This window comes from Nonomuraea sp. B12E4, from assembly GCF_039871825.1.
GTDB lineage: Bacteria > Actinomycetota > Actinomycetes > Streptosporangiales > Streptosporangiaceae > Nonomuraea.
In genome coordinates, this window is sequence record NZ_JBDPME010000002.1 from 463,623 (window position 1) to 489,437 (window position 25,815).

General features: G+C 72.0%; 17 protein-coding genes and 2 pseudogenes. 5 read left to right on the forward strand and 14 right to left on the reverse strand.

Annotation, left to right across the window (positions count from 1 at the left end; translation table 11 throughout):
• Positions 1–5 precede the first annotated feature (5 nt).
• Positions 6–893 (forward strand): annotated as a pseudogene (locus ABGB18_RS07940) (LLM class flavin-dependent oxidoreductase); the annotation flags it as partial.
• Between the two features lie 14 nt (positions 894–907).
• The gene (locus ABGB18_RS07945; protein ID WP_347694713.1) at positions 908–2,467 is read left to right on the forward strand and encodes an LLM class flavin-dependent oxidoreductase; all 1,560 of its coding nucleotides are present in this window, start codon (positions 908–910) and stop codon (positions 2,465–2,467) included.
• Between the two features lie 229 nt (positions 2,468–2,696).
• Here the strand turns inward: ABGB18_RS07945 and ABGB18_RS07950 are convergent, their stop codons facing one another.
• The 6 genes and pseudogenes from ABGB18_RS07950 to ABGB18_RS07975 all read right to left on the reverse strand — a co-directional run bounded on the left by ABGB18_RS07950 (position 2,697) and on the right by ABGB18_RS07975 (position 9,606).
• On the reverse strand, positions 2,697–3,527 hold the full coding sequence (locus ABGB18_RS07950) for a hypothetical protein (RefSeq protein WP_347694714.1): 831 nt from the start codon (positions 3,525–3,527) through the stop codon (positions 2,697–2,699).
• 198 nt (positions 3,528–3,725) lie between these two features.
• Positions 3,726–4,850, reverse strand: a complete 1,125-nt coding sequence (locus ABGB18_RS07955; protein WP_347694715.1) for an acyltransferase family protein — start codon at positions 4,848–4,850, stop codon at positions 3,726–3,728.
• Between the two features lie 56 nt (positions 4,851–4,906).
• Positions 4,907–6,496 carry an FAD-dependent oxidoreductase gene (locus ABGB18_RS07960; RefSeq protein ID WP_347694716.1) on the reverse strand — a complete coding sequence of 530 codons (1,590 nt, stop codon included), beginning with the start codon at positions 6,494–6,496 and terminating at the stop codon, positions 4,907–4,909.
• A 110-nt stretch (positions 6,497–6,606) separates the two neighbouring features.
• A complete protein-coding gene (locus ABGB18_RS07965; RefSeq protein WP_347694717.1) occupies positions 6,607–8,091 on the reverse strand; it encodes a hypothetical protein in 1,485 nt (494 codons plus the stop codon).
• Positions 8,092–8,191: 100 nt separating this feature from the next.
• Positions 8,192–8,371 (reverse strand): annotated as a pseudogene (locus ABGB18_RS07970) (amidohydrolase); the annotation flags it as partial.
• A gap of 17 nt (positions 8,372–8,388) precedes the next feature.
• On the reverse strand, positions 8,389–9,606 hold the full coding sequence (locus tag ABGB18_RS07975; protein ID WP_347694718.1) for a threonine synthase: 1,218 nt from the start codon (positions 9,604–9,606) through the stop codon (positions 8,389–8,391).
• A gap of 211 nt (positions 9,607–9,817) precedes the next feature.
• On the opposite strand from ABGB18_RS07975, the gene ABGB18_RS07980 reads away from it, so the two are divergent.
• The gene (locus ABGB18_RS07980; protein WP_347694719.1) at positions 9,818–10,009 is read left to right on the forward strand and encodes a hypothetical protein; all 192 of its coding nucleotides are present in this window, start codon (positions 9,818–9,820) and stop codon (positions 10,007–10,009) included.
• Here the strand turns inward: ABGB18_RS07980 and ABGB18_RS07985 are convergent.
• Together ABGB18_RS07985 and ABGB18_RS07990 are read right to left on the reverse strand one after the other, a co-directional pair.
• Complete coding sequence (locus ABGB18_RS07985; protein WP_347694720.1) at positions 9,991–10,638, reverse strand: M15 family metallopeptidase; 648 nt, start codon at positions 10,636–10,638, stop codon at positions 9,991–9,993. The genes ABGB18_RS07980 and ABGB18_RS07985 overlap by 19 nt on opposite strands.
• 88 nt (positions 10,639–10,726) lie before the next feature.
• A complete protein-coding gene (locus tag ABGB18_RS07990) occupies positions 10,727–13,756 on the reverse strand; it encodes a BTAD domain-containing putative transcriptional regulator (RefSeq protein ID WP_347694721.1) in 3,030 nt (1,009 codons plus the stop codon).
• 490 nt (positions 13,757–14,246) lie between these two features.
• Between ABGB18_RS07990 and ABGB18_RS07995 the strand changes: the two genes are divergently transcribed.
• Positions 14,247–14,408, forward strand: a complete 162-nt coding sequence (locus ABGB18_RS07995; RefSeq protein ID WP_347694722.1) for a hypothetical protein — start codon at positions 14,247–14,249, stop codon at positions 14,406–14,408.
• Positions 14,409–14,467: 59 nt separating this feature from the next.
• Here the strand turns inward: ABGB18_RS07995 and ABGB18_RS08000 are convergent, their stop codons facing one another.
• Both ABGB18_RS08000 and ABGB18_RS08005 read right to left on the reverse strand, forming a co-directional pair.
• Positions 14,468–15,841 carry an amino acid permease gene (locus ABGB18_RS08000; RefSeq protein ID WP_347694723.1) on the reverse strand — a complete coding sequence of 458 codons (1,374 nt, stop codon included), beginning with the start codon at positions 15,839–15,841 and terminating at the stop codon, positions 14,468–14,470.
• Positions 15,842–15,863: 22 nt separating this feature from the next.
• The gene (locus ABGB18_RS08005; RefSeq protein WP_347694724.1) at positions 15,864–16,997 is read right to left on the reverse strand and encodes an aminotransferase class V-fold PLP-dependent enzyme; all 1,134 of its coding nucleotides are present in this window, start codon (positions 16,995–16,997) and stop codon (positions 15,864–15,866) included.
• Positions 16,998–17,074: 77 nt separating this feature from the next.
• Here ABGB18_RS08005 and ABGB18_RS08010 point away from each other — a divergent pair, with 77 nt between their 5' ends.
• Positions 17,075–17,611, forward strand: coding sequence for an XRE family transcriptional regulator (locus tag ABGB18_RS08010; RefSeq protein WP_347694725.1), 537 nt, complete (start codon positions 17,075–17,077; stop codon positions 17,609–17,611).
• A gap of 224 nt (positions 17,612–17,835) precedes the next feature.
• On the opposite strand, the gene ABGB18_RS08015 is transcribed toward ABGB18_RS08010, so the two are convergent.
• The 4 genes from ABGB18_RS08015 to ABGB18_RS08030 all read right to left on the reverse strand — a co-directional run bounded on the left by ABGB18_RS08015 (position 17,836) and on the right by ABGB18_RS08030 (position 25,810).
• Entirely contained in the window at positions 17,836–19,353 is a 1,518-nt protein-coding gene (locus ABGB18_RS08015) for a hypothetical protein (protein WP_347694726.1), read from the reverse strand.
• Between the two features lie 548 nt (positions 19,354–19,901).
• Positions 19,902–21,761: an AAA family ATPase gene (locus ABGB18_RS08020; RefSeq protein WP_347694727.1), complete on the reverse strand. Its 1,860-nt coding sequence runs from the start codon at positions 21,759–21,761 to the stop codon at positions 19,902–19,904.
• Positions 21,762–21,814: 53 nt separating this feature from the next.
• Positions 21,815–23,266 carry a hypothetical protein gene (locus tag ABGB18_RS08025; RefSeq protein ID WP_347694728.1) on the reverse strand — a complete coding sequence of 484 codons (1,452 nt, stop codon included), beginning with the start codon at positions 23,264–23,266 and terminating at the stop codon, positions 21,815–21,817.
• Between the two features lie 69 nt (positions 23,267–23,335).
• Positions 23,336–25,810, reverse strand: coding sequence for a hypothetical protein (locus tag ABGB18_RS08030; RefSeq protein WP_347694729.1), 2,475 nt, complete (start codon positions 25,808–25,810; stop codon positions 23,336–23,338).
• Positions 25,811–25,815: the final 5 nt, after the last annotated feature.

Sequence of the window (25,815 nt, forward strand, 5' to 3'; positions counted from 1 at the left end):
ATCACATGCCTGACTATGGCCACGATCTGCTGTTCGGGTCGTTCATCACCCCCGCCAACGCCGCTCCCGAGCGCGTTCTCGACCTGGCACAGGTGTCCGAGGACGCGGGTCTGGACCTGGTGACCTTCCAGGACCATCCCTACCAGCCGGCCTTCCTGGACACCTGGACGCTGCTGAGCTACGTGGCCGCTCGGACCGAGCGGATCCGCCTGTCCGGCAACGTGATCAACCTCCCGCTGCGCCCGCCCGCCGTGCTCGCCCGCGCGGCGGCCAGCCTGGACCTGCTCAGCGGCGGCCGGTTCGAGCTGGGACTGGGCGCCGGCGGATTCTGGGACGCCATCGAGGCGATGGGCGGGCGCCGCCTGAGCCCCGGGCAGGGCGTCGACGCGCTGAGCGAGGCCATCGACATCATCCGCGGGGTGTGGGACGCCGGCAACAAGCAGCGCCTCCGCCTCGACGGCACGTACTACCAGGTCAACGGGGCCAAGCGGGGCCCCGCCCCGGCGCACGACATCGGCATCTGGCTGGGCGCGTACAAGCCCCGCATGCTCCGCCTGATCGGCGCCAAGGCCGACGGCTGGCTGCCCTCGCTGCCGTACTTCAAGGGCCTGGACCAGTTCGCCGAGGGCAACGCGATCATCGACGCGGCCGCCGCCGAGGCGGGCAGGCCGCCCGCCGCGGTGCGGCGGCTGGCCAACATCAACGGCAGCTTCGGCCCGCCCAGCGACCGGTTGCTGTCCGGCCCGCCGGAGCAGTGGGCCGAGCAGCTCGCCGCGATCACGCTGGAGTACGGCGTCAGCGGCTACATCCTCATGGACGACGACCCGGCGGCCGTGGAGCTCTTCGGCCAGGAGGTCGCCCCGGCGACGCGTGAGCTCGTCGCCGCCGAGCGAAGGAGCAGGTGACGATGGACTACGCGCACCCGCTGCGGTTCGGCGTCCACGTGGTGGCGCGGTCGCCGGAGGAGGCGGTCGAGCGGGCCCGGCTGGCCGAGGAGCTGGGGCTGGACCTGGTGACCGTCTCCGGGCGGGAAGCCGACACCTGGACGCTGATGAGCTGGGTCGCCGCCCGTACCGGCAGGATCGGCCTGGCGCCGCACCTGCTCGACGCGGCGGAGCGGCCGCGCGCCTTCGTCCGGGCCCACCGGCACCCGGGCATCGACTACCAGGCCGTACCCGCTCACCTGACCGCGATCGAGCCCGGCGACGCCGGTTACGCCCGCGTACGCTCGACCTACATGCGCGGCGGGTCGCCCGGCCTGGTGCTGCGGCCCGGCACGCCCGCCGAGGTCGCCGACGCCCTGGCCTACGCCCGCGGCCAGCGGGTGCCGCTGGCCGTCCGCAGCGGCGGGCACGGCATCAGCGGTCGCTCCACCAACCACGGCGGCATCGTCATCGACGTCTCCCGGCTGAACGCCATCGAGGTGCTCGACAAGGAGACCCGCCGCGTCCGCGTCGGGCCGGGCGCCCGCTGGAGCGACGTCGCCGCCGCGCTGGCGCCGCACGGGTGGGCGCTCAGCTCCGGTGACTACGGCGGCGTGGGCGTCGGCGGGCTGGCCACCGCGGGCGGCATCGGCTGGCTGGTCCGCGAGCACGGCCTGACCCTCGACCACCTGCGCGCGGTCGAGCTGGTCCTCGCCGACGGCTCGCTCGTGCGGGCCGACGAGACGGAGCACGCCGACCTGTTCTGGGCCGTACGTGGCGCCGGAGGGAACTTCGGCATCGTCACCTCCTTCGAGTTCGAGGTGGACGAGGTGGGCGAGGTCGGCTTCGCGCGGTTCATCATGGACGCCAGCGACACGGCCGGATTCCTCCGGCGTTGGGGAGCGGCGATCGAGGCCGCGCCCCGGGACCTCACCAGCCAGCTGATCATCGGCCGTCCCCGTCCGGGGCAACCGGTGATCGCCCAGGTCATGGCCGTGGTCGACGCCGACGATCCCGACACGGTGATCGACCGGCTGCAGCCTCTCGCCGCCACCGCGCCGTTGCTCGACCACGCCATCCAGATCCTGCCGTACGCGGCGATCATGGACGTGCCGCCCGCCCAGCACGACGGGCAGGGCGACCCGGTGGCCCGCTCCGCCCTGGCCGACCACCTCACGGCCGACCTCGCCGCGGCGGCCGCCCGCCTGATCATGAGTGGCGAGGCGCACTTCTTCCAGATCCGCTCGGTCGGCGGGGCGGCGTCCGACGTCCCCGCGGACGCCACCGCCTACGCCGGCCGCTCCGCGAACTTCCAGCTCGTCGCCTTCGGACCCAGCCGCGCCCGGCTGGACGCGATCTGGGACCCCATGCGCCCGCACTTCTCCGGCATCTACCTCAACTTCGAGACCGACCTGCGCCCCGAGCGCCTCGACGACGCCTTCCCCGGCGAGACCCTGCGGCGGCTCCGCGAGCTCAAAGGCCGCTACGACCCCGCCAACGTCTTCCGCGACAACTTCAACATCACCCCTGAGGAGAGACGGTAAAGCCGCCGATCAAGCCCGCACCCTGCCCGCCCGCCTGGCCACGGGAGCCCAGCGCTCCGGCCTGGAGAAAAGTCGCGGCGACGCTCCAGCCGGGACCGCCTCCAGGTGACGGGCGCCTCGGGGCGGTTACGGCCGCGTACCGACGGCCCCATCACGGCAGAAGGGCTGAAGTCCGGGTAGGCCAGGTGCCGCAGCCTCGACAGCGCCTGCTCCTGCGGTAGCGGCGCTGCTACTGCCAGATGGCGGCGTACACGCCGTTCTCGGCATTGACCTGGACGGGGCGGAGCCCCTTGGCCTTCAGGTCGTTGAAGCGCTTCTGGAAGCCGGAGGCGCTCATGCCCACGTACTGTGCCCAGTTCTTCACGCCGTCCTTGCGCCACACCGCGCTGTAGGTGCCATCGGGCGCCACGGCCACCTTGACCGGCCGGAAGCCCTTGGCCTTCTTAGCATAGAACTCCTTCTCGTGCTGCTGCTGGGTCTTGCCGTAGGTGTAGTACCAGGTGCCGCCGGGGTTGGGGGTCCACACGCCGACGTAGCGGATGTCGCCCGGGGTGCCGTACGCGTCCACGGAGCTCAGCGCGAAGCCCTTCGCGGCCTGCTGCCTGTTGATCTCGCCGAACCTGGCCGGAGTCAGCCCCGACTTGGTGAGAAACGCGCCGCTCTTCTTCTCGAAGACGGCGGCGAACTCGGGCGAGCCGGCCGGCCCGGTGGCGGAGACGGAGACGGGCTGCCCGCCCTGCTTCAGCGCTGCGTCGAACCGCTTCTGATACCCGCTGGCCGACATGCCCACCAAGAAGCCCCAGTTGCGGGGGGAGCCGCCCTTGAGCCAGACGGCCGCGTATCGCTGGCCGCCTGAAACGTTCACCGTAATCGGCCGATAGCCCTGCTTCGTGAGCTGGTTGGACTTGGCGAGGGTCTTGGACAGGCTCAGCCCGTGGTAGGCGTACCAGGCCGCAGACGTCGTCGCCCGCGCGTTCGCGGCGGGGGCCGCCACCGCGGCCGAGGCCACCGCCCCGGCCAGCGCTGTTGTGATGATCGCGAACTTGCTTGACGTTCGCATGACCCTCCTTTGGGCGAATATTTACCTCAGTGTGAGGCTCGACCTTAACAGCCTTGACGGTGGGCCATGTGGGTATCACCCGGTGCAGCTTGCGTAGGTTGATTTGCACCTTTCGCATGACGACCTGAGGAGCTCCGCGTGCATCGGGAGAGACCGGCAGCGGTGCGCCAGAGCCCTGGGAACGCCTGCTGCCGCCCGCTATCTGCTCACCCCGGGCCGGGCGAGCAGGCGTTTGCCGAGGCGCTGGGCGGGGGTCTCGATGAGGTGGTAGGTCAGCAGGCTGAGCGGGATCAGGGCGAGCAGGAACGGCGTCAGCCCCGGGACCACGTGCAGCAGGAGTGGATGCAGCAGGTAGACGGAGAAGCTGATCATGCCGAGCCGGGACAGCGGGCGCGGGAACGCGCGCCCGCGCAGCGCGTACGCCAGCGCGAAGGCGCCGAAGGCCAGCAGGACCGCCGGTGCCCAGCCGGAGTCGTCCTTGGCGGGGAGCCCGCACGCGAGCACGGCCGCCACCGCGGCCCCGGCCGTGCGCCACGAGATGGTCCCCTGCTCGGCCCGGTAGACCGCCGTCCCGGCGAACATCGTGGCCAGGATGATCACACCCTGCCAGGTGCCGGCCCGGCTGCCCAGGAACACCAGCGCCAACCCGAGCAGCCCGCCCGCGACCGCGGCCACCGTCCGCGTCCTGCCGTGCCCGAGCATGGTCACCGCGACGGCCGCGACCACCGCGAGGTCGAGCAGCGCGGCGACCAGATCGGCCCCGCCGCCGATGGTGGCCCCCGGCAGCAGCAGGCCCACCGGCACGGCCAGCACCGCCAGCCCGGCGGCGATGCCCGCCGACCTGCGCGCCTGCCCGGTCGCGAACAGCGCGACGCTCAGCAGGTAGAACGCCATCTCATACGAGAGCGTCCACGTCACGTTGATGACCGGCGGCAGGTTGAGCAACTCCTGCAGCATCGTCAGGTTGCCGAGCACGACCACGGGCAGCGGGCGCTCGCTGAGCCCGGGTTCGAGGGGCAGCACGCCCTGGTGGGCGAGCAGCAGCGCCAGGCCGCAGGCCGCCAGCAGCAGCGGGAGCAGGCGGAAGGCCCGGCCGGCCCAGAAGGCGCGCAGGTCGCCGCGCCGCTCCAGGGAGGCCGGGATGATGTATCCGCTGACCAGGAAGAACACGAACACGCCCCACGTGCCCAGGTCGATGCGGCGGTCCACCGCGGCCCACAGACCAGGCAGGAACGTCCAGCCGGCGTGGTGCACGGTGACGGCCAGCGCAGCCGGTCCCCGCAGGGCGTCCAGCCAGGCCAGCCGGGCGGGGGCTACGGACATCTGTCGGATTGTAGGCCATCAGAGGTGCCGTCCCCCGGGGGGCCGGGAGCGGGCGATCAGGAGGTCAGCACGCGTTGGTGCAGCTCGGTGACCGTCTTGCGGGCGGATTCCAGCGCGCCCGCCTGCCAGGCGATCATGTAGCTGAGCCAGTCGCCGGCGAAGTGGACGTGCCCGGCCGGCCGGTTCAGCAGTTGGTAGGCGCCGGTGCGCGAGGGCCAGCCGACCCAGGCGCCCTCGATGTGCGGCTGGAGTTTCCACGCCACGGACACCGAGGAGACCAGCTCGTCGCGGTACTTCGCGCCGTGGATCTTCATGCCCTGCTCGATCGCGCGCCTCTCCCGCTCGCGGTGGGACAGGGCGGCGTAGGCGTCGGCCTGGGCGCCGGTGTTGTAGTAGCCGACGACCAGGCCGCGCCTCCCGCCGTAGCCGTAGGAGGGATACCAGACGGCGGACAGGTCCAGGTCGGTGTTGGTGATGCCGCCGTAGATGTCCTCCTCGGTCTCCCACCAGCGGCGGCGGTACTCCAGGCCGATCTTGCCCGCCGAGTTGACGGTCGGTGTGGCCAGTGCGGCCTGCACGTCGGGGCCGAGGTTGTGCGGGGTCCTGGCCAGGATGTGCGGCGGCATCGTGGCCACGCAGAAGTCCGCGGACAGGCGCCGGGTACGGCCGTTCCCGTCCCGGTACTCGATCTCGACGCCGTCCGGCAGGTCGGTGATCCCGGTGACCCGGGAGTTGAGCCGGATCCTGTGTTCACCGAGCGCGGCGGCGAACGCCCTGGGGATGGCGTCCATGCCGCCGACCGGCTGGAACATGAGCATCGCCTGCTCGTAACCGAGTTCGAACGAGAAGCGCCGGCCGACGCCGCTGGCGAACACGTCCGCCATCGAGGGGACCGGGCCCAGCTCCACGCCCGGCTGCTCGCCCGCGCCCGGATCGACGGTGTACCCCCGGCGCTCGCCGCCCTCGTACGCGAAGCCCTGGGTCTTGTCGCCGATCGAGCCGAAGCCGCGCAGGAAGTCGATGAGCCGTTCCTTGTCCGCGGTGGTGAGCCTGGTGTCCAGGGCTCCGCTGTCGGTGGCCGTGGCGAGCAGTTCGGAGACGTACCCGAAGACGTCCGCCTTCGCCGTGCGCCAGCGGACCGGCGCGGTCATCCCGGCGCCCGCGTTGTAGATGTAGGCGTTGGCGTTGGCGTTGGTGAACACCTCCAGGGGCACGCCCAGCTCGCGGGCGTAGTCCACGGTGACCATCCACTGTGCGAGCCGGCCCGGTCCGGCGTTGAAGTAGACGCCGTCGGAGAAGCGGGCGATCTGGGTGGAGCCGTCGAGCTCGGTGAGGCGGTCGCCGCCCCTGATGGTCCAGTTGCGGCCGCCGACCCGGTCCAGCGCCTCCAGGATGACGCACTCGTAGCCGGCCTTGCCCAGTTCGTACGCGGTAGCCAGGCCCGCGACGCCCGCGCCGAGCACGACCACCTTCTTGGCGGCCCGCCCGGTGAGGGTGAAGTCGGACGGCTGGGGCGGGACGAAGGCGGTGCGGGCCGCCGCCTCGGCGGTGGGTGCGAGGCCGAGCGCGCCCATCGTGGCGAAGAGCGCGCCCGCGCCGCCCGTCGTGCCCACCGCTGTCAAGAAACCACGCCTGCTGTAGCTCACGCGGCACCTCCAAGATCTCTGGAGGTGAGTGTGCGCGCGATCTGTTGCGGCGGATCGGTGATCAGGTTTCTCTCATGTTTCCCCTTTGTCCTGTATGTCGGAGCCGTGGCTCAGGGAGCGATGCCCACGTCGCCGCGCCGGGCCAGGGCCCGTTCCCGCGCGGCGGAGAGCGCGGGCCAGTGGCGGGCGCCCGGGCGCGGCAGCACCCGCGAGGCGTAGTCGGCGGGCGCGAAGCCGGGGTCGTAGAAGCAGCCGGTGCCGTAGACGGCGTCGAAGTCCGGGCAGGACGCGGCCAGCGCGGCGGCGGTGGGCTTGGCGCCGGTCCGCACCCACGTGGCCAGCGCCGACATCGCGGTGGCGTACTCGGAGGCGCTCAGTTCGCTGTGCTCGCTCTCCCGGGTGAAGCTCTGCACGAGGTGGCCGGCGGAGCGGGCGCCCTCCAGGCTGGCGCGGTAGGCCGCCTCGTGCTCGACGAACGCCGTGGGGTCGTCGATCGCGTGCAGGGTGAGCACGGGCAGGGAGACCGCCCCGGTGACGTCACTGTCGAAGGACAGGTCCCGAACGGCCCTCGGGTCGGCCGAGAACCGCTCGACCCCGGCGTTCAGCGCCTTGTCATCATGGGAGCCGGAGTAGCGCACGGTCCGGTTGCCGAACGGGTTCCGGCCGCCGAGCCTGTTGTGCACGATGTCGCGGAAGGTGAAGGTGGCGAACCTCAGATGAGACTCCAGCGTACGCTCGGGGATCTTCGTCACCGCCAGGATGTCGTCCAGGTTGCGTTGCTGGAGGGGCGTGCGTTCGGCGGGCTGGAGGTCGAAGCCGGTGCACTCGCTCAGCCGGGCGCGCAGGCCGGCCGTCGTCATCGTCGAGTCCGCGCGCAGTCCCATCCACAGGGGATACTGCGGCTCGGTGGGGCGGGGGTGGTTGCGGCAGTAGTACTGGTAGACCACCCGCAGGTCCACCCGGTAGTCGTAGCCGCGCGAGCCGCCCGCCAGCACGCCGCTGGTCAGCAGCACCCCGTCGTACGGGGAGCCCGGACGGCGCCCGTAGATCTCGGCGACCTTGGCGGCGACGTTGCCGCCCCAGGACTGGCCGTGCACGTAGGTCCGCCGCGGCCGGCCGAACTCCTCGACGAACAACCGCCGCAGGTTCTCGGTGTCCTCGGCCGCCATCCGGGTGCCGTAGCCGCCCCGGCGGTAGGCCGAGCCCGCCCAGGCGTAGCCCTCGCGCACCATGACCGACCAGCGGGCCAGGTCCTCGGGGCTGCGCTCGGGGTCGGACTGCTCGGTCAGGTCGGGCCCGCCGTGGGCGTGCATGACCAGCGACCCGTTCCAGTCCGCCGGGATGGCGATCATGTAGTGGGCGCCGTTCCGGTCCTGCCCGCCGTAACAGGTCGCCTGCCCCGCGAGCACCTCCGGGCAGGGCGCGGGGGCGGGCTCAGCGGTCGCGGCCGCCCCGGCCCCGGCTGCGGTCGTCGTCGTGGTCGCGGCCGCGGGCGAGCCGGGCCCGGCCAGTAGCGGTACGGCGAGCAGGCCGGTCAGCACGGCACGCAGGCGCCGGCGGGGTCGGGTTCGGGAGGGTATCTGGGGGGTGCGCACGAAAGTGGTCCTCCTTCGTCGGCCCCGCGCCACAGCGCGGCACGGGACCTCCGATGCTAGGAAGAAGGATCTTTCCTGCAAACGTTTCGTCAATTGTGTTCGTGATCGCCTGCTCGGCCCCGATCGGCCCGCCCTCCCTGGTACGGCGCCACACCGCGTTGGCCACCGTCTCCATCGGCCGCAGCGAGGAGACGAACGAGTCGCTGGACAGCACCGGGCGCAGCCCCGCGTCCAGTTCCTCGCACATCGGCTGCAGGCGGTGTGCCCGGCGCTCGCCGATCGCCCGCCGGGCGGCGGTCAGACGAGGTGGCCGTCCACCGGCAGGATCGGGGCGTCCACCGGGACGGTCTGCGGATACTTGATGCCGGCTCCGGTGTTCAGCACCACCACCTCCTCGTCCGCGCCGATCCAGCCCGAGGCGCGCAGCTTGCGGGCCGCGGCGAAGGCCGCCGCGCCCTCCGGGCAGACGTAGGCGCCCTCCAGGGCCGCGACCTCGCGCAACTCGGCCAGCAGCTCGGCGTCGGTGACGGTGACCGCCGTTCCCGAGGTCTCGGCCAGCGCCTCCAGGATGAGGAAGTCGCCCAGCGGCTTGGGCACGTTGATGCCGAAGGCCACCGTGCGGGAGTCGGCCCAGTACTGGCTCTCCCGCTCCCCTAGCTCGAACGCCCGTACGATCGGCGCGCAGCCCTCGGCCTGCACCGCGACCAGCCGCGGCGACGGGCCCGAGATCCAGCCGAGCTCGCGCAGCTCGTTCAGCGCCTTGTGGATGCCGATCAGGCCCACCCCGCCGCCGGTCGGATAGAGGATCACGTCGGGGGTGCGCCAGCCGAGCTGCTCGGCGATCTCGATGCCCATGGTCTTCTTGCCCTCGATGCGGTACGGCTCCTTGAGCGTCGAGGCGTCGAAGACCCGGCCGTCCGAGGCCGCGACCAGCTCGCCCACGATCCGCCCGGCATCGCTGATCAGCCCGTCCACCAGGTGCAGGTCCGTACCCGAGGCCACGCACTCGCGCCGGGTGATCTCGGGCGCGTCCACCGGCATGACGACCGTGGCGGTCAGCCCGGCGCGGGCCCCGTAGAGTGCCCAGGCGGCGCCGGCGTTGCCGTTCGTGGGCATCGCCAGCCGCTCGATGCCCAGCTCGGCCGCGCGTGACACGCCGACCGCGGCGCCGCGGGCCTTGAACGAGCCGGTGGGGATCAGGCCCTCGTCCTTCATCAGCAGCCGCGGCAGGCCGATGCGCTCGCCGTAGCGGGCCATCGGCAGCAGCGGCGTCATCCCCTCGCCGAGGCTGGTCACCGACTTCGGGTCCCGGACCGGCAGCAGCTCGTGGTAGCGCCACAGGTCCGGCGTGCGTCCCGCGATGTCCGCCGGGCTCACGGAGGAGCCGACGGCGGCCAGGTCGTAGCGGGCCAGCAGCGGCGAAGAGCACTTCGTGCACAGGTTCTGCGGGCGCTCGCTGTCATGGACGGCTCCGCAGCGGCCGCATTCCAGGTGGGACAGATGGCTGAAAGTCACACAAGCTCCCTCAACGCTCGGGCGGCCGCACGAGCGCCGGGCGAGGGGGCGTGGCGCCTCCCCGGAGCGGCGGCATCTCGGTCGAGCCGGACATACCATTAAAAACCGTCCCCATCGTAGGGGAATTGCCGTCCGGAACCCCAGCCCCCGGCCCGCGGTCATATGAGCAGGTTGAGGATGACGGTCAGCAGGATCGAGCACGATCGACACGATGATCATCGTCAGGCATCCGGCCCAGCCCCCGAGCGGCCGGACCTCCCAGTTCCCGAAGCGCATGACCGGCGGCTACCCCCGGGCGGGGCACAGCGCCCTGCCGCCCTCCTATCCCGGCTGGGTGCAGGACGGGGCCCACCCCACCAGGCTGCCGATTCCCGACGTGCGAACTCAGCGGGCGGGGCCGTAGCGGGCGAAGCGGGAGCCCGTGACGAAGGCCCAGTAGCGGTCGCCGTAGGACCAGTGCCACCACTCGGTGGGGTAGTTGACGAATCCGGCGGACGTCATGGCGGTGCCGAGGATGTCGCGGTTGCGGCGGGCCTCGGCGGAGATGCCGGGATAGGCGGTGTAGCAAGCCTCGTCGCTTTCCGGCGGGGTGGCGTTGACCTGGGTGCCCATCGGCAGCTCGGCGCCGGAGACGGTGCACAGGGTCAGGTCCACCGCGCCGCCGCTGACGTGCGGGGCCACCTCGGGCGGGGAGACGTACCGGCTGGCTTCGAGGTGGGCCCGGTGCTCGTCCCAGCCGGGATGCGCCGCGCGGTGCGCGGACACGGACGCGGCGAAGTAGCGGTGCTGCAGGGCCGCCGGGCGGAACCCCTCCACCACCAGCAGGCGCAGCCTGCGCGGCAGCCCGGTCTGCGCGGCGATCAGACGGTCGGCCACGCTCAGCCGTACGTGCGCGAACGCGCCCTCGCTGTCGGCCAGCCGCCGGTCGATCCGGACGGCCTCCAGCGAGCGCAGGTCTACGAGCGGTTCGCCACACTCCTTCACCAGCACCTCGGCGATCCGCGGGTCAGACAGGAGCACGATATCCGGCAAGGAAGCCTCCACGATCATCCAGGGACGCTCCACTTGAGACGCCGAGATCATGATGCGGCGGGCCGCTTCAAGAACGCTGTAACGTCGCTCAACCCCCGAGCTCGCCGAACTCCCTGGCCTCGTGCAGCCGGAAGATCTCCATGGCCTCGGCCAGGGTCGTCTTGGCGGCGGTGTCATCGCCCAGCGCCTCGTGCACGAGGGCCAGGTCGCGCAGGGTGCGCGCGCGGAACAGGACGGTGCGCAGCGTCTCCCACAGCGCCAGCGACTCCTCCAGGCGGCTCTTGGCCTGGTAGAGCCGCCCCTCGGCCAGGTCGAGCTCGCCGAGCACGCGCAGCGTGCACGCCTCACCCCAGCGGTCGTTGAGCGCCTTGATCGCGGCGAGCGCGTCCTCCAGGTCCCGGCGGGGCGCGTCGAACCGGCCGAGCCGGATCCGGGTCTTGGCCAGGGAACGCATGCAGTACGCCTCCATCAGCCGGTCGCCCAGGTCGCGGAAGATGGCCAGCGCCTGTCCCGACAGCTCCTCCGAGCGCGCCAGCTCGTCCCTGGCGCGGTGGTACAGGGCCATGCTGCGCAGCGTCAGCCCCTCGCCGCGGCGGTTGCCCGCCTCCTGGTAGAGGGACAGGGCGGCGGCCAGGTCGCCCCACGCAGCCGGGTAGTCCCCGCGCTCCACGTGCACGCTGCCGGACAGCCGCTTGACGTGCGCGAGCGCCGCGGGGTCGGCCAGGTCGGTCCACAACCGGCTCGCCCGGTCCAGGAAGTGCAGCGACTCCGGCAGGTAACCCTGCTCGCGGCAGGCGGCGCCGAGGGCGGCGAGGGTGGTGGCCTCACCCCGGGCGTCCCGCGCGGAGCGGAACAGGGACAACGCCTGGCTGAGGTACTCGCGGGACTCGGCGAAGCGGTCGCGCGAGTAGTAGAGGTGGCCGAGGCCGGCCAGCAGGGTCGCCTCGCCCAGGGCGTTGTCCGTCCGCCGTGCCACGGCCAGGGCCGCCTCGTGGGTGCGGTGCCAGGCCGCGAAGGGGTTGTCGAAGACGTACTGGCTGCCTTCGAAGGCTACGGAGGACAGCGCGGCGGCCAGCTCCACCGCGATGTCGTCGAGATCGAGCGACGCCGCCAGCTCCACCGCGACGATCAGCGCCTCCTCTTCGCGGCGGAACCAGTCGTGCGGGTCGGCGAGCGCCATTCGCGCCACCTCCTCCGCCACCGGCCGGGCCAGGCCGAGGGAGGCGCGCATCGGGATGGCCCCGTTGGGCATGGCCTGGCTGATCCGCTCGACCAGCCATAACCACCCGCCGAGCACCCTGCGCACCATCGCCGTACGGGCCTCCTCCGGCTCCTCCGCGTGCGCCCGCTCCCGGGCGAACAGCCGGATCAGGTCGTGCAGCCGGTAGCGGGTACGGCCGGCCGCGTCCGTGTCCACCACGCTCGCCAGGGAGGCGTCCACGAGGTGGTCCAGCACCTCCTCCGCCTCGTCCAGCCCGGTCTCCGTGGCGGCCGCCACCACCCACACCGGGAAGTACGGCAGGCCGAGCAGGCCCAGGCGGCGCAGCGCGGTCCTGGCCTCGGGCGGCAGCAGGTCGTAACTGAGGGCGATGCCGGCCCGCACCTCCTGGTCCCCGGCGGCCAGCTCGTCCAGCCGGCGCTGCTCGTCGGCCAGCCGGTCGGCCAGCCGGGCCACCGACCACTGGCGGCGCGAGGCCAGCCGCGCCCCGCAGATGCGCAGGGCGAGCGGCAGGCCGCCGCACTGCCGGACGACCCGCAGCGCCGCGTCCTGGTCGGCGGCGATCCGCTCAGGACCGGCGACCTGCTCCAGCAGCCGCAGGGCGGCCTGGTCCGGCAGCAGGCCCAGGTCGAGCACCGTGGCACCGGCCAGGCCGGACAGCCGGTTGCGGGAGGTGACGATCACCCCGCAGCCCGGGGCGCCCGGCAGCAGCGGCCGTACCTGGCGCTCGGCGGCGGCGTCCTCCAGGACGACCAGCTTGCGCCGGTCGGCCAGCAGCGTGCGGTAGCGGGCGGCGCATTCCTCCAGTGTGCCGGGCGGCGACGCGCCGGGCTCCAGCTCGCGCAGCAGCCGGCCGAGCACCTCCGGCGGGGTGGCCGGGGCCTCCGTGGTGCCGCGCAGCTCGACGTGGAGCTGGCCGTCGGGGTAGAGGTGCGCGATCTCGTGCGCCGCGCGCAGCGCCAGGGCCGACTTGCCCACGCCGCCCGGCCCGAACACCACGCAGACCGGCATGGCGTCCGGCCTGGTGAGGCGGTCGCGTAACTCCGCGATCTCCGCCTCGCGGGCGGTGAAGTCGGGCGGTGGGGAGGGCAGTTGCCGTGGCGGGGGAGCCTTGACCGGCGGTTGCCGGAGCGGGGGAGTCCTGGCCACGCCCAGCAGCGCGGGGTCGGAGCGCAGGATCGATTCGTGCGCCTGCCGCAGCTCGGGACCGGGATCCACGCCCAGTTCCTCGATCAGCACCTGCCTGCCCTGCTGGTAGGCGGCGAGCGCGTCCGCCTGCCGGCCGGCCCGGTAGAGGGCCACCATGAGGTCACGGCGCAGCAACTCGCGGGTCGGGTGCGTCGCGACCAGCCCGGTGAGCTCGTCGATCAGGCCCTCGTCCCGGCCCGCCGCCAGGTCGGCCGTGATCCGCTCCTCCATCACCGCCAGCCGCAGCTCCTCCAGCCGGGCCGCCTCCGCGCGCAGGAAGGTGTCGCCGATGCCGCCCAGGGCCGGGCCCCGCCACAGCTCCAGGGCCGTCAGGAAGCGGTCCGCCGCCTCCTGGTGGTCGCCGTCCCGGGCCGCCCGCCGGCCGCGGTCCACGAGCCGCTCGAAGACGTCCTTGTCCAGGCAGTCCGGCGGGACCTCGGCGGTGTAGCCCATCCGGTGCGAGACGATGATCCCCGGCAGGCCCGCGCCGGTGAACGCGCGGCGCAGCGAGGCGACGTACGTCTGCAGCACCCCGCGCGCGGTCGGCGGCGGATCCTCCTGCCAGATCGCCTCCATCAGCCGCTCGGCGGTGACCACCCGACCCGCGTCCAGCAACAAGGCGGCGAGCAGGGCCCGTGGCTTGCTGCCCCCGAGGCGGACCTGCCGCCCGCCGCTCCACACCTCAACCGGACCCAGGAGCCGTAACTCCATCGGTTTCCCCCAAAGGCTCTGCCGACCCCCTCCCAAAACCCTAGGGTTTGCCGGCGCGGTATACCAGAGTTGAGGAATATGCATAAATACCGCTTCGCACGAAGGGCTCCGGGGCACTCCCGGGGCCCTTCGCCTTTCCGGGTTTCAGCCGGAGTGGCGGGGTTGGGCGGACCCGAGGGTCCGCCGTCGCCGGGTTGTGGTCGAGGTAGCGGTGCATCGACAGCCGGAGGCCGCCGCTGCCCGTCGGGGACTCGTGGGCACGCGCGGCGTCGCCGAGCCGGTTGTCCGCCGGGATTCTGCAAAGCCGCTCCAACCCGCACTTTCCCGCTCCCGGCCGCACTTCAGGGACCGATTCCCCGCACCTGTTAACGGAACTGCCGACCCTTTTCCCGGCCCTTCGGCTGGAGGCGAATTGCAGCGGAGCTAAGGAGCGGCTGGCAGCTTCGTGGCGACCGGCAGTGGCCGGGTCAAACGAGAAGGGAAAGGGTTCATGACGAAATTCCGCGCGCTCCGCCGCTCCGTCTCCCGCTACCTCGACGGCGACGCGCACGACGGTAACGGCGCCGATGTGGCCGGGCTCGGCACCGTCGATGACGGTGGTTGGACGCAGGCTCCCTTGCCCACCCAACCCGCCACCGTCACCGCCGGCTGACAACGCTCACATCGGTGGCCGTGCTTCACCCCGAAGCACGGCCACCGCCGTCTCCGGAGCTAGGCCGGGGTCTTCGCGCGGCGCGACGTGACGGCGTACGCCACGCTGAGGATCACGAAGAACGGGATGCCCGCCCACCAGGCCGGCCGCAGGTCCTCGATGAACAGTGTCGAGATCAGCACCGCGGCGAGGAAGAGCATCACCACGACCGAGGTGACGGGCGCGCCCCAGAGCCGGACCGGGGACGGCGGCAGGCCCTGCGCGGCGCGGGTGCGCCGGAAGGCGTGGTGCGTCACCATGATCAGCAGCCACACCACCAGGGCGCCGAACACCGACACCCCGAACAGCGCCAGGTACGCCCCGCTCTCGCTGGCCGCCGAGATGATCGCGGCCAGCGCCAGGCCGAGCGCCGACAGGGTGAGCGCGTTGCGCGGCACCCCGGACGAGCTGAGCCGCCCGGTCCAGGCGGGCGCGTACCCGTTGGCGGCGAGGGAGTGCATCATCCTGGTGGTCAGGTAGAGGTTCGTGTTGGCGCTGGACAACGCGGCGGTCAGCACGACGAAGTTCATGATGGTGGCCGCGGCCGGGATGCCGGCGGCCGAGAACACGGTGACGAACGGGCTCTCGGTGACCGTGCCACCCTGGGCGGTGACGGTCCACGGCACCACGATGAGCACGATCGCGATGGCGAGCACGTAGAAGAGCGACAGCCGGGTGACCATGCGGCGGGCGGCACGCGGGATGTCGCGCTCGGGGTTCTCCGACTCGGCGGCGGTCATCGAGACGGCCTCGGTGCCGATGTAGCTGAACAGCACGAACACCATGGCCAGGAACAGCCCGCTCATCCCGTTGGGCAGGAAGCCGTCGTGCGCCGTGAGGTTCGAGACCCCGGTGGCCTCGGCACCGGGCAGGCCGACGGTGATGAGCACCACGCCGAGCAGGATGAACACGATGATGGCCACCACCTTGACCATCGCGAACCAGTACTCGACCTCGCCGAACAGCTTGACCGCGGCGGCGTTCACGGCCAGCACGACGACCGAGAAGACGGTGACGGGCACCCACAGCGGCAGCGACGGCCACCAGAACTGCACGTAGATCCCGGCCGCGATGACCTCGCCGCCGATCGCGATGACCTGGATCGTCCAGTACGTCCACCGGACCACGAACCCGGCCCACGGACCCAGGTACCGGTGCGCGATGACCCCGAAGGCGCCCGCTTCCGGGTGGACCACGACCATCTCGGCCAGCGACCAGCCGATCACCAGCGCCACGCCCGCGCAGATGAGGTAGGCGAGGATGGTCGCCGGACCGGCCTGGGAGATCGCGAGGCTGGAGCCGAGGAAGAGTCCGGTGCCGATCGCGCCGCCCAGCCCGATCATGGTGAGCTGGCGCCCTGTCAGTCTGCGCTGCAGGCCGGATTCGTTGTCCACGTGGAACCCTTTCGAGGGGTGATCAGCTCCTGCGGCAGGCGCTGATGGCTTCGACGGCCGCGTCCACGTCGGAGCGGTCGTTGTAGTAGTGGAAGGACAGCCGCAGCAGGTCCCCCCGCGGCGCGGTCCAGATGCGGCGCTCGGCCAGCCGGGCGGCCAGCGCGTCGGGGGCGTCGTCGGCGATGGCCACCTGCGGGCCGCGCGCCCCGGCCGGGCTCGCCACCCGCTCGCCGGCCTCCGTCAGCCGCTCCGCCAGCTCCTCGACCAGGGCGGACACATGCTGCTGTACGGCGTGCAGGTCGATCCGCTCGATGAGGTCGAAGCCGGCGTTGGCCGCGTACGCGGACGGGATGGGCGGCGTGCCGGTCTCGAAGCGCCGGGCGTCACCGGGGAAGTCGAGCAGCCGGGGATCGAACGCGAACGGCTGCGTACGGCCGAACCAGCCGGTCAGCTCGGGGTCGCGCTGCTGCTCCAGGCCGTCGCGGACGTACAGGAACGCGATGCCGGGCAGGCCGAGCAGGTATTTGAGTGATCCGGAGACCAGGTAGTCGCAGTCCAGGCGCTTGACGTCGATCGGGGTGACGCCGGCGGCCTGGTAGGCGTCCACGAACACCCGCGCGCCCTGGGCGTGCGCCAGCCGTACGACGTCCTCGACCGGGAGGCGGGCGCCGTTGCGGTAGGTGTGCAGCGGCACGGACACCAGGTTGACGGTCTCGTCGATGACCGCCTCATACGCCTCGGCGGCGACGTTCTCGCCGGTGTCGGCGGCCACCCGGACCTTGGCGCCGCGCTGGCCCTGGGCCAGCCACACGTGCGCGATCGACGGGAACTCCAGATCGTTGGTCACGATGCCGGGGCGGCCCGACCAGTCGAGCGACGCGGCGGCCTGGAAGGCGGCCTCCGACGCGCACGACAGCACGGCCACCTCGTCCGGCTCGGCGCCGATGAGCCGGGCGAACCGCTCCCTGGCCCGGCCGACCTGCCCCATCCACAGCTCCCAGGGGGCGCCCTTGTCCCGCAGCGAGTAACCGACCTCCTGCAGCGCGTACGCCAGCCGCGACGACAGGGCACCCTGGCTGCAGCTCGCCAGATGCACGGAGTCGACCAAGGGCGGGAATTCGGCGCGGAACTGGGTGGGGTTCAACATGTACGACATTTCGGGCACACTATCGGGCGGGTTTTAACCAGGTCAATACGCCTTTAATGGGATTGATGGCGGGGTAGGATCGCCGGGTGATTGGCGCCAGGATCCGGGAGCTCCGTACCGAGCGCGGGCTGACCCTCGCCCGGCTCGCCGCGGCGGCGGGAGTGTCCAGCGGGCTGATCAGCCAGGTCGAGCGCGACCTGGCCGATCCCAGCCTGGAGACGCTCAGGAAGATCGCGAAAGCCCTGGACCTGCCGCTGTTCAGCCTGTTCCGGGAGCCCGACGCGGCCGCCGTGGCCGTGGTCCGGCGGGAGGCGCGGATGCAGGTCAAGTCCCCGGTCGGCGGTGTCGTCTACACCCGCGTGTCACCCGGGAACGGGCGGCTGGAGATGCTGCAGGGGCACCTCGTGCCCGGCGGATGGTCGGCCGCCGAGCCCTGGTCGCATCCGTCGGAGGAGTGCGTGCTCGTGCTGCGCGGACGGCTCGTGGTGGAGGTCTCCGGGGTCGAGCACACCCTGGAGGCGGGTGACAGTTGCTACTTCGACTCCTCGCTCCCGCACCGCTACCTGAACCCCGGCACCGAACCGGCCGACTTCCTGATCGCCGCCACCCCGCCCAGCTACTGAGGCGGCCCGCCACCCACCCCCGGAGCGCAGCCGACGCTCGCCGGATACGGATGCTTCGGCGACACGCAGCTCTACGTGACGAAGGGGGCCGGCTTCTGGGGACCGCCGGTGCGGGTCGGCGCGCCGCCCGACATCACGATCGTCCGGCTCATGGCCTGAAGCATCGGGCCAGGGTACGGTGAATCGCTGCGGGCATCCGCCGTACCCTGGCCCGGCCGAGGCGGTCAGGCGGTGTCGGCGACGACGTGGATGAGGTTGCGGCCCTGCCCGACGATGGCCAGCCGCCAGGCGTCGAACGTGGCGTCGCTCGGGTCGAAGTCCGTCTCGAAGTGCTGCATGTCGGGCGTGTGGATGTGACCGGCGGGGATGTCCAGGCCCATCCGGTCGCGCAGGAGCGTGTTGCGGTAGGCGCTCTCGTTCGACAGGTAGTTGCCGCCGCCACCGCTGTAGGCACACGATCCGGCACTCGGCGGGACGGGAGCCGTCGGCGGCGGATACTCGGTGGGCGGCGGGTTGTTCCGCGTCACGCGAGCCGTCGAGGCGCAGTCCGGGAACTCGGTGTAGTTGGTGTGCCAGACGACGCCGAAGGCGACCGCGGGGTCCGGCCACGTGTCACCGGGCGGCCGGGGGATCGAGGCCCCCGTGTCGGCCCGGATCATCTCGGCGATCGGCAGCGTGGCGCTGGTCCACTGGGGCGGGTCGGTCAGGCTGAACTCCTCCGGTCCGCCCCAGCGCTCCACCACGGTGGCGTTGCACCCGTGGTTGTCCACCGCGAGCTGCGGCACGCCGTTGACCGCCGCACACGGGCGGAAGTTGTCGTTACCGAGGGAAACGCCGTGGTAGCGCCCGTTCCACTGCTCCAGGTTGAACACCGCGCCGCCCGCCTGGCTCACGGTGATCGACGCGTCCACCCGCCTGGGCCCGGGACGCATGAAGGGCCCGACGGTGTCCTCCAGGTAGCCGCGCTGGAATTCGGGATAGCTGACGGGAAGCGTGTAGGCCTCGATCCGCGCGAGCTTGCCGCTCTTCGTCCGGTACGTGGTGCCGTCGAGGGCGAGCGCGGTCGCGCCGGAGGGGTTGCCGTGCCGGATGTTGTTGCCCACCGTCCCTGGAGCGGTGCCGGTCGTGCCGCCGTCGAGCGTGTAGGGGTCGAAGCCGCTGACGATGACGCGCTTGACCCCCTTGCCGCTCGGCAGGTCGATGTCGAACATGCCGCGGGAGGCCCGGTCGAACGTGGTGATCAGCTCGGTCCGGTCCGTGTCGGACAGGTCGAATCCGGGGGTCCACTGGCGCAGCGCGGCGGTCGACTCCAGGCGGGTCCAGTAGAGCGGCCGGTCGTCGCTGTACGGCAGGTCGCCCTGGACGCGGTCCCGGCGTTGCGCCCGTCGTACGGCGTCCTTCCAGAGCGCCTCGCCCTTCTGGCGGACCAGCGCCGTGGCGGCCTTGAGACCGCGCGTCCGGCAGAGGTCGCGGGTCAGGGCCGGGGCGAAGCCCTGGAAGCCACCGCCCTCGATCATCTGCCGCGCGAACGGCCGCGACTGCGGCGTGGCCGGGTCGGCGTTGTCGGGGAGGGTGGATCCCAGCCGGTTCTCCTCCACGGAGAGTGGCACGCCGGGATCGAGGCAGCCGGAACCGCGGTCGTCCCGCGCCGCGGCCGGTCCGGCCGTGACGAGGGCGAACGCGGTCACGACCGCCATGGTCAGCACGCTGGTCGCGGCGGACTCAGGTCGTAGGTACTTCATGGTGAGGGCTTCCTCCTCATGGGCTTCCGCTCCCTCGAAGGGAGGTCTGCAGCCGAGGTGAACTCCACAACGCCGGACCGTTCCGCGGTGGGCGTCCGGGTTCAATGGGGTGTCGGGACGGAGGGCGGCTTCTTCGGCGGCGCGTGGTGCTCGCGACGCCGTGGACGGCGGTGGTATGCGGACCCGGGTGCGGATTCGTGGAACAAAGCGGGCGCTTCTTGCCATAAAGCCCGAAGACGGCCCGACTTTATAAAATCGTTCAACAATCCGTCAAGGCAACAACACATTACCGCCCGGAATAAAAGCCGCCCTCCGTCCGGCAGGCCGAGCCGCCTGGGCTCACAGTCGCCCCAAGCGCCTGCCTGCCCTCAGCCTTCGAAGGCGCTGAACGTCGCGTCGGGGCGATCCGCGTGGAGCTGCCCGAGGAACCGCGGGGCGACCAGGGGCGCGAGCTCGTGGCGGCCGCCCACCAGGTGTGCCCGTACTCGAACGCGACCCGCGGCAACATCCCGGTCAACCTGGTCGTCGAAGAGGGCTCCGCGGGCCGGTCACCTGTGCCGCGCCATCTCGGCGAAGGCGTCCACCCAGAAACGCTGCTTGTCCTCGGGCTGGCCGACCAGGTAGGTCGCGCGCAGCTTCGGGGGCAGGTGGCGCAGCAGCCGGGCCACGACCTCGATGTGCTCGCGGAGCTGCGACACCTCCGCGTTGGCGAAGATCTGGTGCACCGTGTCGGAGTCGGCGGTCCCCTCGTGCGAGCTCGACACCGCGGCCGCCAGCCGCGTCTCCCAGGCGTCCACCTCGGCGGCGAGCTCGCGGATGCCGATCGACTTGCGCCCCGACAGCCGCTCCTGCAGCCCGGCCAGCGGGATCGGCGCGTATTCACCCTCGCCCAGATAGATCAGGCCGGTCTCCAGCGGCTCGCCGACCTGGTGCAGCTTGATCAGCCGCTCCAGGGTGCGCTTGGTGACCCACTCGCGGCCCTCGTCGTCGATGTCGTTCTTCCACCAGTCCAGCACCACCTCGGCGACCTCGCCGTAGGTGTCGATGAGCCACTGGTTGGCCGGGATGTCGGCGGGGCGCACCTCGTAGCTCACCGTGAACCGGCTCGCCTGGGCCACGTTGTTGGAGCTGACCAGCAGCTTGCGGCCCAGATGGTAGGGCGGGTTCTGCAGCGCGATCTGGGCCCGCAGGTTACGGATCGGCCGCCCGGCGAGCGACCACTCCTGGGTGACCTCCATCAGCTTGGCGAAGGTCGACTTGTCCTTGGGCCGGTTGTACTCGTCCCACACCAGCACCTTGGGGCCGGGGTCGGCCAGTGCCCGGGTCAGCAGTACGTCCAGCGAGCCGTCCGGGGCGGGGATCGGCACGCACAGGTCCTCCACATTGGTGACCGGCAGCGAGAAGTAGACCGGAGGTCGCCCGAGCTCCTCGGTGACGACCTGCTTGGTGATCTCCGTCTTGCCGCAGCCGGGAGGTCCCTGCAGCAGCACCGCCCACCGGTTGCGCACGGCCGCCCGCAGGATGCGCCGCACCGGGTCGGCGACGCTGCGGGGGTTGGCCGCGCCGACCGCCTTCGCGATCCGGTTGAGGATCTCGTCGGTGCGGTCCTTGCCCGGTGACCCGTCCTTGTCGGGCTCGGCCAGCGCGACGCGGGCGCCGTTGAGCAGCGGCAGCCCCCAGCGCAGCGGGAAACCCTCGCGGGCGCAGTCGAGGACGTGCTCAAGGGTGCGCGGGGACATCAGGTGACGCAGGTGAGGGCTGAGCCCGGCCCAGATCCGGAACACCTCGGTGAGGTCCCAGCCGGCGTGGCGGGCGGCCAGGTGTCGCCGCCAGCCGGTGTCGTTGGCGGTGATGCGGATGGTCACCATGCGGTCGAGGACGGCCAGGTCGCTGCGGCGCGCGCTCGTCTCCTCCGCCGACTCGTTGTCGGTGAGGAACACCCCGACGCATCCCAGCTCGCGCAGGTCGTGCTCGCCCAGCGTCCAGTTGCAGGCGACCTGCATCAACTGCGCCTGGATCGTGTCACCGGCCTGCAGCGAGTCGTCGATCAGCAGCACGAACGGCCGCCCGGGCCGCAACTGGCGCATGATCAGCTGGCGGAGCGCGAGCTCGCCGCTGCGCTCGTCACGCACGGGCGCGTTGACCAGCAGGTCGTCGGGGGTCAGGTTGGCGGCCGGGACCAGCACGACCTCGGTGCCCGGGTGGGCCCTGGGGATGTAGGACAGGAACGTCGAGGTCTTGCCGATGCCGTGCTCCCCGAAGACCTGCCCGGTCTGCCCCATGGCCAGCATGGCGTCGATGAACCGCTCCAGCCGCGCGCGGGTGCCCTCCTGCGGCGGCTCGGGATAGGTGGCGTTGGTCCGCCGACCGGGGATCGCGGGGGCGGTGCTCGGCTCGGTGATGGTCACGCGCGGTTTCCCTCTGTCTCGTACGTCGGGCAGGGCAATGGTGGCGGCGGGGGTCAGCGGTCGCCGGTGGTGACCCGGTGGCAGGCCATCGGCGGCCGGTGGGCGTCCGGCCAGGTGTCGCCGCCTTCGGTGATCAGCCAGATCCACCGGTCGGGGTCGGCCGGGGTGACATGCGGGGCGTAGCCGTCGGTCACCATGATCACCGCGTCGGCACGCTCGTCGAACGCCTCTCCGTTGATCTTCAGGCGGCCCTCGGCGTAGTCGACGACGTTCTGGAAGTTGGTGCCGCCGCCGCCCCGCACCCGCTCACCCGGGACGAACGGCATGACCTCGCCGTCGAAGCTCAGCCAGTGGGTCTGCACGCCCTCGGTCTGGCCGACGAGCGTGGTCAGCCAGTCCACCACGTCCTGGGACATGGACCCCGAGGTGTCGATGGCCACCAGCACCACCTTGGTGCGCTCGGGGCCGCGCCGCGACAGCATCGGGTCGTGTCCCAGCGCCAGCATCACCGCCCCCAGCTTCTTGGGGTAGACCAGGCGCTCGCCCTCGCGCAGCTTGGAGGCGAGCGTGTCGGCCAGCCACCTCTTCCACCACTCGACCCTGCGGGTGCGCGGGGTCTCACCGCGCAACGCCGCCAGGCCCAGATCGCCCCACATGCGCTCCAGGCGGTCGCCGCCGCCGTCGGTGCGACCAGCCAGGTCGAGCAGCTCGGCCCGGGCCTGTTCGTTGCCGCCGAGCGCCTGGCGCATGACCTCGGCCAGCACCTCCTTGGAGACCCGCGCCACGGTCTCCGGGTCCATCGGGAGAGCTGCCGGGTCGCCGCCGCCCGCGTCGCCGCCCTCCATGTGGATGCACAGCGGCAGCACCACCGGAGGCTCGGCCATCCGCTTGAGCTCTCCGTAGACCGACAGGTCGGTCGCGACGAACTCCTCGTAGGACAGCGGGGTCAGGCCCTGGCCCCGCAGGTCCGCGGTGTAGCGCCGGTGCACCTCCCGCGGGTCCACGCCGATCCTCTCGTCGTCCCCCGGGGTCGACCGGACCGGCCGGGGCAGCCCGCCGAGGCCCAGCCGGGTGAGCACCACGTGGTTGATGGAGACCTCGGTGGCCAGGGTGAACACCGGATCGGCGCGCAGCGCCTCGTCCACGTAGAGGTGGCGCTGGATGAGGTGCCGCGCCTCGTGGTAGAGCACGAACTTGACGCCGTGCAGGCCCAGGGAGACGAAGAAGCCGGGGTTGTAGAGCAGCAGGCAGGTGCCGTCACCCGAGGCGAGGACCGCCGCCGTGGGGACGGCGGTCGTCGGGATCTGGTGGTGGCACTTGGAGTAGAGCCACGAGGCCACGGCGCTGTCCTTGATGCCGAAGTCCAGCAGCGCGGTCTCCTTGAGCCGGTGGGCCTGCTCGACGACGTCGGGGTCGGCCGGGTCGTGGTCGGCCAGGGCGCGCCGGTCGGTGAGGTCGATGACGCGTCGCCGGTCGGCTTGCCATTGTCCGAGCGCGGTGCCCACTTCTCCCCCTTTGAGCCTTACGTTGGCAGTGGCATCGTAGTGATCGGCACCGACAATCCCTTGCCGATGTCAGCCCATCGCCACCCCGGCGGTGCGCAGCAGCTCGGCCACCGATCCGGTGAACCCGGGCAGCATGCTCACGGCCAGCAGCCAGGCGTCCGGATTGTCCTTGAGGGTGTCGCGCACGAGCGCCGTCAGGGCGTCGTACCCGCCGTTGCTCCGGCCGGACTGGGCGATCCGCCTGAGCACCATGTCGGCGGGGTGGCCGTGCTCCAGCGCCTGCTCCCAGGTGAGGTGGCCCTTGGCCACGGCCGTGGCCAGCCACTGGAAATTGGCGTCGACCTCGAACTCGGCCAGGACCTTCTCGGCCGGGACACCCGCCATCAGTCGCCCGTGCACCTTGCACTCCCAGCTCAGCAGCACGGTGTCGGCCTCGCGGCGGAGCTCCTCCGGGCAGTCGGGCACGCGGCGCAGCAGACCGATGACGTCATGGTGGAACGGCTCACGGTGGTGCTCGGCCAGCAGCTCCGGCCAGTGCCAGGCGTAGGTCTCCTTCATCATCGCGGCCCGGTCCCTGCGGTTGCGCCACATCGCGATCTGGGCCTCGGCGGTCGAGATCCCGGCTGTCTCCGCCTCGAGCTTCGCCAGCACCTCCTGCTGGTCCGCGCGGCCCAGCAGCTCTCTGATCTCCCTGCGCGTCCCGTCGTAGGGGGAGTAGGTGACCGGAGTGGTATCGAGCATCGCGGCGACCTCCTCGGCTCCCCACGTCCGCCAGACATGCAGGAACATCCGCAACTGCGGGAGGCGCCCCAGGACGTACACGCTGTTGAGGATCCGCCGGAAGAGCTCGAGATCGGTGCAGGCGTAAAGGTCGGCCAGCCGCCAGTCGGCGGAGAGCCCGGCCGGCGGCGCCATCTCGCGCAGCCGCTCCGACTCGGTGGACAGGATCCGGACGCGCTGGTCGTCGGTGCCGCCCTCGTGCCAGAACAGCCTGGTGAGCACCTCGGGATCCGCGACGCTCATCAGCCGCTCGATGTCCTGCGCCGCCAGGCCGGGCCGGCCGGCCAGGATCCACACCGGGGAGACCGCGCCGCCGGGGGCGCTCGCCAGTGCCTGCTCGGTCCAGGCCGGCCGCCAGGCGCAGAAACGGTAGAGATCGTGCAAGGTCCGCACGTCGAGATGGGGTGTCAGGGCGCCGTGGACGCCCTCGCCGGCCGCGTCCAGCAGCGTCACGAACGCGGCTCGGGCCCCGGTGAGCGAGGAGGGGGCCGAGGACTCGGGGTAGTCGGCCGCCTCGGGCCACGGTCCGGTGGCGGGGCCGGCCGCGGCCTCGCTGAGCAGCTCCGGGATGGTGCCGGGGAAGTCGGGCAGCAGGGCGCGGGCCGATCGCCAGGCGCCGGCATCGGCTCCCAGGTGCTGCTCGACCAGGACCGCCAGCCGCCCGGCGAACTGCTCCCACTCCCGGCGCGCGGGCCCCTCCTCCTCGGGGGACGCGCGCATCATCTCCAGGACCGCGACGGCCGGGGCGGCCTCGGTGGCCAGGGCGGCGGCGCCGATCCCCTGGCCCAGTCCGCGCCGGACCAGGGTCCGCACCGCCTTGGGCCGGCTGCGCCGGGGACAGGCGACCTTGACCAGGTCCGCGTCGGGGTGCGCGGTGTGCTCGGCGACCACCACGGCATGCTTGACGTAGAGCAGATCACGCAGGTCGCGGGGGCAGCCGGGGTGGGCGGTCACGGCCGCGGCGGCCTTCTTGCCGAACGGCTTCTCCCGGGCGGCAACGGTCAGCGCCGTCCAGTCCAGCGGCTCGCGCCACTCCAGGGACCTGCGGTGATCGCCGGGCGTCTTCTCGTCGTACAGCTCGGTGAGCAGGCCCTCGGTGCCCTCGGCGCGTTCGGCCGCCGCGCGCAGGATCTCGCCGTCGCCGGCTTCGAGGACGGCCCGCAGCACGTCGGCGACCTCCGGCCGCAGTCGCTCGGCGTCGACCCGGGCGAGCCGCTCCAGGCCCTTCGTGTGGTCGTGGAAGGCGAGCAGGGCGTTCAGCTGCTCGGCGACCAGCATCAGCTCGGGTTTCTTGGCTTCGAGGGCCTGCTGGGCGGCATTGAGCAGCCGATCCACATGCCCGCCGCCGGCGGCGACCGCCTTGCGACGCAGCTTCCATGACCACGGCGCACCACAGGCCTCCTTGAGGACCTTGGGATGTCCGGTCTCGGTCAGCCGTTCGCGCACGCCGGCGTGGCCCAGGATGGCTGATTCCCGCAGCAGGAGCTCGGCGAACGGCTCGATGTCGCCGGCCAGCACCAGCTCGAGGATCCGGTCCAGCGTGCGGGGGTCGTCGACGAGCCGCTTGTTCCCCAGCACGGCGGCGAGGAACCGGGGATCGCGCAGCGCCAGCGCGTCCCTCAGCAGGCCGTCCGGGACGCGTGGGCTGTGCCTGAGCACGTCCTCGAGGGCGTCGGCCGCCCCGGCCAGCGGCCGGGTCCAGTCCTCGATCGTGGGGGTCTCGACCAGCGCCTGGATGTCGTTCCAGAAGTACAAACGGGGCATCTGCT

Coding starts and splice junctions, on each gene's coding strand:
- ABGB18_RS07945 (WP_347694713.1), top strand. CDS start 908: ATGGACTACGCGCACCCGCTGCGGTTCGGCGTCCACGTGGTGGCGCGG.
- ABGB18_RS07950 (WP_347694714.1), bottom strand. CDS start 3,527: ATGCGAACGTCAAGCAAGTTCGCGATCATCACAACAGCGCTGGCCGGG.
- ABGB18_RS07955 (WP_347694715.1), bottom strand. CDS start 4,850: ATGTCCGTAGCCCCCGCCCGGCTGGCCTGGCTGGACGCCCTGCGGGGA.
- ABGB18_RS07980 (WP_347694719.1), top strand. CDS start 9,818: ATGATCATCGTCAGGCATCCGGCCCAGCCCCCGAGCGGCCGGACCTCC.
- ABGB18_RS07990 (WP_347694721.1), bottom strand. CDS start 13,756: ATGGAGTTACGGCTCCTGGGTCCGGTTGAGGTGTGGAGCGGCGGGCGG.
- ABGB18_RS07995 (WP_347694722.1), top strand. CDS start 14,247: ATGACGAAATTCCGCGCGCTCCGCCGCTCCGTCTCCCGCTACCTCGAC.
- ABGB18_RS08005 (WP_347694724.1), bottom strand. CDS start 16,997: ATGTCGTACATGTTGAACCCCACCCAGTTCCGCGCCGAATTCCCGCCC.
- ABGB18_RS08015 (WP_347694726.1), bottom strand. CDS start 19,353: ATGAAGTACCTACGACCTGAGTCCGCCGCGACCAGCGTGCTGACCATG.
- ABGB18_RS08030 (WP_347694729.1), bottom strand. CDS start 25,810: ATGCCCCGTTTGTACTTCTGGAACGACATCCAGGCGCTGGTCGAGACC.